Source organism: Candidatus Woesearchaeota archaeon (assembly GCA_016192995.1).
Lineage (GTDB): Archaea > Nanobdellota > Nanobdellia > Woesearchaeales > DSVV01 > JACPTB01.
This window is the reverse complement of the sequence record JACPTB010000003.1, coordinates 1-11,493: the sequence shown is the minus strand read 5'-3', so window position 1 is coordinate 11,493 and position 11,493 is coordinate 1. Positions and strand designations below refer to the sequence as shown.

Genomic DNA, 11,493 nt, shown 5'->3' with positions numbered 1-11,493 from the left:
TTATTTTTTTAATAATTGATAAAACATCTTAATCCTCTCATTATTTCTCTTCATCTTTTTATTGCATTCATCAAGAAGAAATTGCATATATTCTTTGCTGACAAGCAGCCCGTTATTATTTGCAAGAGGAACATCAATTCTATCAACACCGCTTATTTCAACAATAATTCTATCGTCTTTGCTAATGGAATAGATTCCTCCGCGTTTAAATCCTACCTTTTTTCCAGTATCAATAAATGCAAGAGCGCTTTCAAGATCTTTACAACAAACATGGAGAATACATGGTTCAAATTTCAGCCAGCAATCTCCTGTTATCTTTTCAATAATAGTTTCGCTGATTTTCTGTACTGGTTTATGGCTTGAAAACAACCACTCACTCTTATCTTTTTTATTGCCCTTGCCTAAACGTATAATCACTGTTCTCCCGGCGCAAGAACTAGTGGTATAATAATTATCATTGTTATTAATCTGCGCAAGCAACTCTTTAATCTGTTCATCGGGAAATCCTTTTTTTGATTTATCTTTTTTCTGTTGTTTAAGATTATCTTCAAGTTGTTTAAGGTACTGTTGTTTCTTAGTTGCGAAGGGCATACCATGAAGAAATAAGAGGTATTTATTATTGTTGCGATTTCTTATTTAATAAAGAGAAGCTTGCTACGGCTCTGGTGAAAATACAGTTTTTGGCATCTTTTTGTGAAGCTCTTCAGTTTTATCAGCGAGGATTTTTCGGAGTGCCAGAGAGAAAAATCCAATCAAATATACTCATCACAAGCTGAACTGATGCCAAAACCGAGGCTATGCCGAGATTTTCACCAAAGCCGCTTGCTATCCTCTTACATAATGGAGTTGACTGCCATATTTATGCAATGCTTTTGAACGGAGTTGTCTAGGTTCTTGAAACCATAGGTCAACTATTTTTTTAAGCTGTTCCGGTTCAAAAGGTTTAGTAAGAAATTCATCTACCATGACTTTAATTCCTTGACGTAAATCTTCCATTTCATGCTTTGCCGTCAGCATCATAATGGGGATTTGTTTGGTAACAGGATCATTTTTAAGACGATAGCAAACATCATAACCAGACATGCCAGGCATCATAATATCAAGAATAATAAGATCTGGTTTTAGCTGCGCTTGTTTTAATGCCTGTTCTCCATTTTCAGCTTTGATCAGTTCATAATCCTTGCCTAGGCTTAATGCTACTAATTCTCTGATAACATATTCATCATCTACGATCAGAATCTTCTTTTTTTCTTGTATCAATGCCATCTATGAAGAGATGGTATTGATACTATATAAATGTTTATAAATGATACAAACTATTTTTATATTATGTGCGGTATTTTCGGTGTTTTTGGAAAAAAACAGGAATTTTTAAAGAATATAATCCTTCTCAAAAAGCGAGGAAACGATGGAAGTGGCTTCTGCACGAAAAAATATGCTTTTAAAACAGATGATTTTTCATTATTGCAGGAGAAGCTGGCAAGCATAAGCAATGAAGAGAAAGAACAAGGAATTTTGATCCATGCATTGCATGCATTAGTTGGAAATATAAAACAGCCAATTATGAATCATGATACGGGAAACAAGCTGGTGATGAATGGTGAAATTTATAATTGGAAAGAGCTTAAAAAAAAGTATCGTCTAAACGGAAAAAATGACGCTGAGATTTTGCTGGAGATGTTAGAGTATTTAGGTATTGATGCTGAAGAAAAACTTGACGGTGTTTTTAGTTATGCTTATTGGAATCAAAGCGAAAATCAGATTGTAGTATCACGAGATATGCTCGGTGAAAAACCACTTTGTTATTATTATGATGATCAGACCTTTGCTTTTGCTTCTGAAAACAAGATACTGGATCACCAAGGAGTATTGCTTGATCCCAAAAAATATATTGTTTATAACACTAAAACTCATGCTCTTAAAATAAAAAATAAAAAAATTACCCTTGAAAAAATAAAATTAATTAAACTAAATAGAAATAATATTAAAAAAAAATTAGCAGCTGCATTGCTTCATGCCTTTAAGGAGAGAACCTCTCCCTTAAAAAAATACGGCATATTGTTTTCTGGAGGCATAGATTCAACCTTTCTTGCTTTTCTATCGAAGAAGAAAAGCCATAAGAGCATTTGTTATACTGCTGCTTTCGAAGACGGCAATACGCGAAAAGCTCCAGATTTAGAGCATGCTCAAAAAATAGCAAAGAAATATGGTTTTATCTTAAAAACAACAATAGTTTCATTGAACAAGCTAGAACATGATCTTCCTAAAATAATGGAGATTATAGAATCAACTGATCCGGTGAAAGTAGGAGTTGCGCTGCCATTTTATTATTGCTGCAACATGGCGCAAAAAGATGGTATGAAAGTGGTCCTTTCTGGTTTAGGAAGTGAAGAATTATTTGCTGGTTATAACCGGCATTTTGAAGTGTTGAAAAAGAATAATTTCATTTACAAAAATAATGAAATAAATAAGGAATGTCTACGTGGACTGCTTAGCATGTGGGAAAGAGATTTGTATAGGGATGATTTGATCACTATGTACCATACTATTGAATTAAGGCTGCCATTTTTGGATAAAAAACTTATCAATTTTGCTTTGCAGATACCAGAACAATATAAAATCAACAAAGAGCAGAAAAAGATTATTCTTCGAGAAGTTGCTGAATATCTTGGTTTAGCAAAAGATATTTGCCAGCGACCAAAACTAGCTGCGCAATATGGCAGTAACTTTGATAAAGGATTAGAGAAATTAGCTAAGAAACATAGTTTCAAAGGGAAGAAGGAGTATCTTGAGCATTTACATGGGTCAACAAAGTGATGAGAACTTTGCAAAATTATGGTTACTGCCAATTTCGTGAGCATTTTCGAAAGACTTATCGAGCAATTTTCGGAGTTCCAGAGAGAAAATTGCTTTGTTAAACAAAAATCTCAATGCGAACTGGCAGTAACCCGAGCTTTGCGAGCATTTTGCAAAGTTCTCTTTAATCTTTATTTTTAAGAATCTCTTCTACAAGGTTCATAAAATCTGGTTCTTCAACTAAGTGAGTTATTGCTGGATCCCCAGCTTTAAACAATTCTTTCATTTTTTTACTGGGATTGAAGCAAATTCTTTTCTTTGAAGATTTTAAAAGAGGAATATCAGAATATCCATCACCTACACCGATACTTCTTTCTTGCGGAATAGAAAGTCGTTCTTGAAGATATTTCACAATATAATACTTTACGTCATCAGCAAGGACATTTCTTTCAATAACTTCTCCAGTTAATTTTCCCTCTTTCTCTCCTAAAACATTGCAATAAACCTCATCAATGCCAAGCTCTTTGCAGATAGGTGTTACAAGATGACTAAATCCAGAAGAAATTGCAACGAGATAGTAATTTGCCTCTTTTAGTTTAAGAATACCTTTTTTAACATTTTTCATCAGCGTTACGTATGGTAGCAACTTCTCAATCTCTTTGACTGATAAACCCTTTAACAATCTGGCACTCTCGATAATTGCTTCCTGCATACTCAATAAACCTTCAATTTGTTTAGTAATAAAATCAAGTACTGCTTTTTCTCTTCCAATAAGATTTGCAAGTTCGACCGTTGTATGATTGACGGTAAAAATACGATTAACATCGAAAGCAATAAGTTTTTTCTTATGTATTTCAGATGAAGGTAGAAAGTCCACGTCTGAAAAAACAGGAAAATCTTCACTCTTTTTAAGCATAGGATTCAACCCTAATTGTGTTAAGAAATGCTGTTTTGTTTGTTTTGTTGTTTCATAAGAATTTATAAGAATTCCACCAGTAACTGCTCCTTTAGAGTCTTTTAAAAACATAAAAAGAGTATTTCCATTCTTAGGATTTTCTATAAGAGCAAAATTGAAAGGAGTAGGAGATTTCCTCAGATCAATATTTGGACATTGAATGGTGATTGTTTGTGCATGTGCGTAGACATTTTTAAGTTCTTCTTTAATAAGATCTTTGTTTTTATATTTGTCTTGCAGTTTGTAAGATAAACTTTCTAAGCGGTAAGGAGAAATGCAGAATAATGAAAAATTATTGTCTTGGATTCTTGCAGTAAGCATTTCAACATACGCAGCTTCCTGCGCATTTGCGCATAAAAGAAGTGAATATGCATAATGGGGAAAATCACATCCAAGATAGAATGCAGTGGCATTTTTTAGATTAAAGGCTAAGTTTTTATAGAGTTCTTCTGTAGTAAGATATGTTACTGAAGTGCTTGTTGGTTTGACTATTTTATCAAAAAATGCCTGTGTCTCAGAAGTAAAAAGAGTAAGGTCATCAATTTCTTGAGTAAGTTCTTGTTTTTGCGCATATAATACTTCTTGAATCCCACGAAGATGCAGGATATAATTAGATTGAGCAGTTTTTGAAACAATGCCTCTTTCCTGCAGAAATTTAAGCTGTGTAAACAAGTTTGATTTTTGAATAAAGGTTTTTGTTTCTCTTAAGTAAACTTTCTCGAGTGAAATAGGATTTGTCGGTAGATTTTTTTCTTGGAGGGCATAAATAAGATGGACAAGAGTAGCTTGTTGTGCTGTAAGCTGAAGCCATTTTGCTAGTTTTGTAATCATGATTCCACTTTAAAGTAGTTATAGATATCTATTTAAAAATGTTACTATTATTGTCACCATACCATTATGATCATTAAAGAACATACTACTTTATGATAAGCTTAGGACTATTGGGTATCAAGTAGTTCATGAAGTACTTACGTTCTTCACTTTTATTAAAATCTGTATCGCAAAGATGAATGGGACAAATACCAGCTCAAAATATAGCTCTTGTTTCTTCAGATTTAAATGGAACTTTAGTTCATCAGCACACGATGAGTGATATGATTAGATTGTATGTTGGTGAAGCACAATTTCAAGCTGCTGATCTAGTTTTTAAAAGACAAACTTCTGGTACTGCAACCATGGAAGAAGCGTTTTCCAATGCTGGACCGTTAACTAAAAGGCTTACCCTTCGGCAAGCAATAGAATATACACAAATGCATATGAAGTACGTTGATGGCTTTTCTGAGTTTGTTGATGCATTATCTGCTGCAGCTATTCCTTTTGTTGTAAATTCAACTGGTTATTCAGTTACCATTTATGCCATCCGAGAAAGTATAGGAGCAACTAGAATTCATGGCTTTATTGGAAATTATTTAAAGTTTGGTTTGGAAGGTGATCCACAGGCAACTTTGCGAGAAGATGAATTAGAACAATGTGTCCGAAAGTACTTTGCAGAGAGGAATACAGGTACTGTTAGTAGTCAAACAGATATTTTATATGATTCTTCATATGATTCTATTCAAGCAACAGGAGTTATAGAATTAGGCATTACTGATGAAACTGCAAAAGCAAGATTAATAATTGAATACGCAAGAAAACATTTTCCAGAAATACTGCCTGCACAGATTGCACATATTGGCGATACTATGGGCGATAGCGGTGGCATTTTACAAATAGCTCAAATAGGTGGTAAAGGTATTGCATTTAATTATAACAACGCTTTGGAAAATTTTTTAGAAGAAAAAGTGCGAGAGAATCCTAATTTGCGTGAACACATCCATTATGTTGATCCAAAAGGACTTGCATCTGATCTTAGAAATGTGCTTTCTTTTCTTCTCTCCTAAACTAGGTAGAACGGCTCTATAGAAAATGTAGTTTTTGGCACCATTTCGGTGATTATCCAACCAATCAATAGGTGAGAAAAAAGGGAATTCCAATAGGAATTTTTTCCTTGTTATACATACATGAGATAATCACGGTGCCAAAACCTGAGCGTTAGCGAAGATTTTCTATAGAGCTAGGTAGAACGAAAAATATTTATATGGTTTAATAGTTTTATTGATATTGGTGAGAAAATGGTGGGCATAACCTTGGAAAAAATTAATGACAATATTAATAATTTAAGATTGGATATAATAGAATTAAAATCAAGATTTGATGAGGAATATGAACTGAGTGATCAAGCTAAAAAAGAATTAGAAGAGGCAAGAAGAACAATGAAAAAAGAATTTGCCAAACATGAAGATGTAATGAATAAATAAACAAACAAATAAAAAAAATAAACTAAAATTCTTAATCATCCTTAGCCAACGCATATATTGCTTTTAATGCAACAACAATTGTAGCTGGAATGACAAAGTTAATCAATGTTGTTAAGACACGTTGAATAACTGGCCCAATAGTTTCTATCTTGGAAAGTAAATCTCCACCAAAACTTGCCACAATAACTAATGACACTGCTGCAAGTAAAAATGGTTGTGTTTCATGACCACCTACATTTAACAAACCAACTACTAAACCTAATACTAACAATACTGAAGTTATCATAGGGCTTAATGGCCAGTAACCTGCAACTAAAGCAATGATTACACCTACAATAAACGCCCAACTACCTACTTTTTGCATAACTGAATGCGTCATATTTTCACCCCACGCTTTTAAGTATTTAATTTAATTTTTATAGGATTTATACGTTTTAATTTATATAATTTTTGCAAATTTGTACGTAATAAGCCTGGGGTTTTAGCGCCTACTTTTGTGAAGCTCTTCTTATACTTGTTGTGGGGATTTTTCGGAGTTCCAGAGAGAAAAATCCAATCAAACTACACTTCAAAAGCTGAACCGGCGCTAAAACCAAAGAAGACTTATTACGTACGCAAATTTGGCTCTGTTCCGAATATAGTTTTTGGTGCCGTGATTCTGAACAGAGCCATAAACTTATATTACCCCCTTACTAATCTCATCAATTGTGCTTTAGTTTTATCAGTAAGCTCTGTTTTGCCAATTCTTCCCAAGACATTGGTTTTGTATTTGTCAGATGTATGAAAATGATTGCAAAGCTTAAGATATTCTTTCTTGAGATCTTCAAAAGAGGGAGATCCTAATCCTTTTAATCTATTAAAAATAGCTGGATCATACACGGCATTTCTTCCAATCATAACACCGTGCAAACCTAGTGCTTTTAACTCGTTAACTTTTTCAATGGTATTAATATCGCCATTAGCAATAATTATTTTACCGGTTGCGACGCATTCTTCATAAACAGTTTCATCAGGTTTTGTTTCGTACTGTTCTTGTGCTGTCCTCGGATGAACAACAAAAAAATCAGTATCGACATCTTTAATCAAATAGAGATACACTTTTTTCTCTTTTTCATAATCATGCAAACCAAGCCGCATTTTGATAGATGTTCTAAACCCAAAATCTTCAACAGTTTTTAATAGTGTTCTTACTTTAGACACTCTTTTTATCAATGCAGACCCTAAACCACAATTAATAATATCAGGGCTTGGACAACCAAGATTAAAGTTAAAACCAAGAAACCCTTTTTGCGGCTGGTATTGCCGAAGAAACTCAGTTAATTTCTGCTCTTTTGCGCCAACAATCTGAATCCATGTTGGCACATTATTAATAATAGCAATTTTATCCAATGTGCTTTTATTCCCTCTTGCCAAGGCATCTATTCTTGCCATTTCAGTAAACGTAACATCAGCTCCATACTTATAACATAAACTGCGGAAAGCATTATCAGAGGTATTTTCTAAAGGCGCTAACATAAATTGAAATTTAGGCATTATTGCTGATCATTGGCTTGTGTTTAAGAATGTTTTGTTAAAAGTTTTTTAAACCTAACGGGCTTCATCCAAAAATAAGGTTAGTGCCCTCAGGTCGAAACTCTTTAAAATATGCAAAGTTTCGAAGGCGCTAACCTGGCGGCAACCATTTTTTGGATGAAGCCAACCTAACGCCAACCTTTTTAAATATAAGGCTATCTATGCTATTATGATCTACTTTATAGCATACCTTCTACAAGGTGAGCCAAAAGCTTTTCATGAAAAACTGGTTAAAGATATTGCTGAAAAGTTTGATGTTCATTATCGAGATCAAAAGAAAATACCATCTCATATTACTTTAAAAGAGCCATTCAAAACAAACAGAATTGAAGAGGTTGAAAAACTTCTTGAATTATTTGCTAAAAAACATCATTCTTCAGCATTGAAGATTGAAGGATTCAGTCATTTTGATGACAACGTTATCTTCCAGAACATTCATCCTTCTCAACAGGCAACTAAGCTCATAAATGCATTGTTAAAAGAGCTTAAAAAACTACCATGGATGCAATGGCAGCGTCAGAAAAGTAAAGAACTCACCCTCCATGCCACCCTCGCATATAGGGATATTAAACCTAAATTTAATGATATTTGGAATTATGTGAATAAGATAGATTATAATGAAACTATTTCTTTGGATAAAATCACTATTCTTAAACATGAAAATAATGCCTGGCATATTCATAAAGAGTATCTATTGTTATAGGCTTCGGTGAAAATGTAGTTTTTGGTGCCATGCTGGTGATTATCTTTCAAATTAATGAGCGAGAAAAAAGGGAATTCCAATAGGAATTTTTTCCTTCTTATAAATAAGTGGGATAATCACGGCACCAAAACCGAGGCTATGCCGAGATTTTCACCGAAGCCATTGTTATAATAAGATTTAAATAGTTAATTAACGAAAGAATATCTAGAAGAGGTGTTCCGATGAAAAAACTAATAACTATACTCGTAATAATTATTGTTCTATTGGTCAATCTTGTTGTTGCAGAAGATCATGATCGCGATACTATGATGAGAAATTATCAAATGGGAAGAAACGAATTGAGAGATTTTAGAGAAATGCCATTTCGCGATGATATGCCTCTCGATCGCCAATTTGATCAACAACCCGATAGAGCATCATGGTTTGAAATGCAAAAATCCCGAGAAAAAGAACATTGGGGAGAAAAGCAGCAGCAAATAGAACAATTACGTCAACGTAATCCTTGGATGAGTAGCGATAGAGATAACAGGCAATTTGAAGATATGGACAAAATGATGGAAGAGCGTAATTTTGATCAATTTTCCGATTTTAACACCGCAATTAATCCAAGAAAAGATATTCGAGAAATCATGATGAAAGAACTAAAAACTGCTGTATCTGATGAACAACAATGTAATAATCCTGAGCAGCTTGTTGAAAGATTATATGCGCAGCTTACTGAAGAAATAAGTGAACTTAAAACATCATGTAATAAGATGGATGAAATGATGGGTACTTGTCGAGAAAGGATGACAGAAATGTGTGAACAGCGTTCCCAAGGTTTTAATCGAGGCATGGATCCGATGATGAGTCAATGCCCTCCTGATAAAGAAAAAATGATTCAGCTATGTCTTAAAGGCTCTGCCCAGGAAGGTGACCAGCGTTGTGAGCAGGAATGGGAAATAAACCAAGATCAAATTAAATACACCTGTGAGGGTAGCCAGGAATGTGATGAAGACAGATTCATGCGTTCTTGTATGAATAACAACGGTTTTAATGGTTTTGAACGACATTCTCGTGAAGAAGAGCGAAGAGATGATTTTGGACAAAGAGAGGAAAGATATGAAGAACGAGATGATACGCGTCGAGATGTAGAAGAACGTGAACAAGAAACAACTCCAGAAAATCTACAACGAGAAGACCTACAACAGGATAAGATGGTTGAAACATTAACTGCAGTAACAGGTGATGTTATCTATGAAAATGAAGGTATGAAAGACTCATGCCAGCAGCGTTGGAATGGAGAAAAAGAGCGATGTGGAGAACAAAAAGCACATTGTTCTAAGCAGTCATACCTTGAACTATGTATGAAACGGGCTAATCCAGGGATGGATAATCCTGATGAAATACGACGTTATCATTGTGAAAGATATGCTCAAGGTCAAATGCCTATGATGATGCGGTTTTGTGCTATGAAATCAGAGATAAATAGGGGTTGTAACGAACAAGCAGAACAAACGTGCAAGCAAATGAGCCAGCAAGCTCAACAATGCCAAGAACAATTTAGTGAAAAAGAACTAAAAATCATGCTGAAACGAGCAATAGACTATAATTGTAAATTAAAAACAGCAGATATAGAAGAGCTGCCTGAAGGAAGTGATGTGTATTCTGTTAAACAAATGATGGAACTTATGCGTCAAGAATTTCCAGATGATCAAGAAGATGAACTGGAAACAGAAATGACTGGTCTGCTCACCGTTATTGATGAAGGAAAAGAACTCGAGCAGGCTGAAGAGAATAAACCGTTATGGTATAAATTTAGAAGATTTTTTGGATTCCTTGAAGAACAAGAAAAGCAGCGTGAAGTATCAGCATTGAGTGAAATTCAAGAGAATATTGGTGACTTGCAAGAAAGAATAGAAGATTTAACTGCAATTATGCAGGAGCTTGATAGTAAAGCAACACAGGAGCGATTACAAATCCAAATAGATAAATTGGGGCAGCAAAAACAGCGTCTTGAAAAACAAGCTGATAAACTTGCAAAGCTTTTTAAGGAAGTATAGGGGCTATACTTCTTCAAAGAGTTCAATAGTTTTTTTACCTTTTTTCTGCCATTGCACTATTTCTCCAACTTTACGTTCAGTTATTGATGCATTTCTTAATGAAGCAATTTGGGTCCTTGTTAGAATCTCAATATGCTTAACTTTGGTTAAATAATCTGAGACATACCATACATTATCTTCAGCAGTCATCCAGCCTTGAGCATCAAACATTGCTAAATTAATTGGTTGTGTATAACGTCGTAAACTTTTTTTGCCATTTTGGTTAATAAAGTATTCATGAAAATAGGACATAACTAATTCCCGAATATCTCTATATACAGGATCTCGATATCGTAAAACACCATGATTTGTTTTAGAAATTGCTCCCCAAAATCCATGCTGTTTAAAGACGGCAATAACATGATCAAAATCATCTTTGGTTGCTTCCAAATCAACGACTAACGGCTCAAAACCTTGCATTCTTAATGCAATTGCAGCTACCATTGCACCTTCAATGCAATGGGCTCTTTTCTGACGCATAACCATTAACGGAGATAAGCAAGTATCGCCTTCTTCCTCAAAATTACAAGGAATTGTATTAATGAAACCTTGAATCTTTCTTGGTGTGGTTAATGTTCTTAATACTTCATATTCTTTTGCTGGGATTTCAAACATTATTTGTTTTATGATTTAAATGATTTATAAAAATTACGGAAAAATCGGAAATCTTTCAAATTGCTTAAATAGTATTCGAAAATTCTTCTACTTTTTCCGAAAACCTTTTTGATTTCATCGAAAATTTCTCTGGTTTTTTGTATGAGATGTTATAAAGGTGAAATGTAAATTAAAATTGTCTTTTTAATTGTTAAAAAAGCAATAAAAAAGAAAAAATGTGGTCGCAAAACCACAGTGAGATTAACCATCAAGATAAAGTTATCATCTGTCATTTAAATAATTTTCCATGTTGAGCAATGGAGTGGTCGCATAACTTGGTATTGTGCCATGTTGATGCCATGGTGAGATTAACCATCTCATGTGGGTTCAAAAATCTTGCATCCCTTGAGATTTGGAAGTCCCGCCCACTCCGCTCTATACATGGATAAAAATAAAGGTTTAAAAATGTTCATAGAAATACTTTTAGCAACATTG

Annotated in this window: 11 protein-coding genes; 5 read left to right on the top strand and 6 right to left on the bottom strand. The window is 34.1% G+C overall.

Annotated features, from left to right (window positions below; genetic code table 11):
* Both HYY69_02765 and HYY69_02760 read right to left on the bottom strand, forming a co-directional pair.
* The gene (locus HYY69_02765; protein MBI3032372.1) at positions 1–591 is read right to left on the bottom strand and encodes a hypothetical protein; all 591 of its coding nucleotides are present in this window, start codon (positions 589–591) and stop codon (positions 1–3) included.
* A gap of 234 nt (positions 592–825) precedes the next feature.
* Positions 826–1,266, bottom strand: a complete 441-nt coding sequence (locus tag HYY69_02760; protein ID MBI3032371.1) for a response regulator — start codon at positions 1,264–1,266, stop codon at positions 826–828.
* A 63-nt stretch (positions 1,267–1,329) separates the two neighbouring features.
* Here HYY69_02760 and HYY69_02755 point away from each other — a divergent pair, with 63 nt between their 5' ends.
* Positions 1,330–2,817, top strand: a complete 1,488-nt coding sequence (locus HYY69_02755; GenBank protein ID MBI3032370.1) for an asparagine synthetase B — start codon at positions 1,330–1,332, stop codon at positions 2,815–2,817.
* Positions 2,818–2,980: 163 nt separating this feature from the next.
* Here the strand turns inward: HYY69_02755 and HYY69_02750 are convergent, their stop codons facing one another.
* Complete coding sequence (locus HYY69_02750) at positions 2,981–4,582, bottom strand: HAD family phosphatase (GenBank protein MBI3032369.1); 1,602 nt, start codon at positions 4,580–4,582, stop codon at positions 2,981–2,983.
* Positions 4,583–4,761: 179 nt separating this feature from the next.
* On the opposite strand from HYY69_02750, the gene HYY69_02745 reads away from it, so the two are divergent.
* Together HYY69_02745 and HYY69_02740 are read left to right on the top strand one after the other, a co-directional pair.
* Entirely contained in the window at positions 4,762–5,631 is an 870-nt protein-coding gene (locus HYY69_02745; GenBank protein ID MBI3032368.1) for a hypothetical protein, read from the top strand.
* Between the two features lie 231 nt (positions 5,632–5,862).
* Positions 5,863–6,048, top strand: a complete 186-nt coding sequence (locus tag HYY69_02740; protein ID MBI3032367.1) for a hypothetical protein — start codon at positions 5,863–5,865, stop codon at positions 6,046–6,048.
* A 31-nt stretch (positions 6,049–6,079) separates the two neighbouring features.
* On the opposite strand, the gene HYY69_02735 is transcribed toward HYY69_02740, so the two are convergent.
* Together HYY69_02735 and HYY69_02730 are read right to left on the bottom strand one after the other, a co-directional pair.
* Entirely contained in the window at positions 6,080–6,427 is a 348-nt protein-coding gene (locus tag HYY69_02735; GenBank protein MBI3032366.1) for a hypothetical protein, read from the bottom strand.
* Positions 6,428–6,729: 302 nt separating this feature from the next.
* Entirely contained in the window at positions 6,730–7,581 is an 852-nt protein-coding gene (locus tag HYY69_02730; GenBank protein ID MBI3032365.1) for a tRNA-dihydrouridine synthase family protein, read from the bottom strand.
* 208 nt (positions 7,582–7,789) lie between these two features.
* On the opposite strand from HYY69_02730, the gene HYY69_02725 reads away from it, so the two are divergent.
* Positions 7,790–8,323 carry a 2'-5' RNA ligase family protein gene (locus HYY69_02725; protein MBI3032364.1) on the top strand — a complete coding sequence of 178 codons (534 nt, stop codon included), beginning with the start codon at positions 7,790–7,792 and terminating at the stop codon, positions 8,321–8,323.
* A 221-nt stretch (positions 8,324–8,544) separates the two neighbouring features.
* Positions 8,545–10,365 (top strand): hypothetical protein, encoded by a 1,821-nt coding sequence (locus tag HYY69_02720; protein MBI3032363.1) that lies wholly within the window; start codon positions 8,545–8,547, stop codon positions 10,363–10,365.
* 3 nt (positions 10,366–10,368) lie between these two features.
* Here HYY69_02720 and HYY69_02715 read toward each other — a convergent pair whose 3' ends face one another.
* Positions 10,369–11,019, bottom strand: a complete 651-nt coding sequence (locus HYY69_02715) for a hypothetical protein (protein ID MBI3032362.1) — start codon at positions 11,017–11,019, stop codon at positions 10,369–10,371.
* Positions 11,020–11,493: the final 474 nt, after the last annotated feature.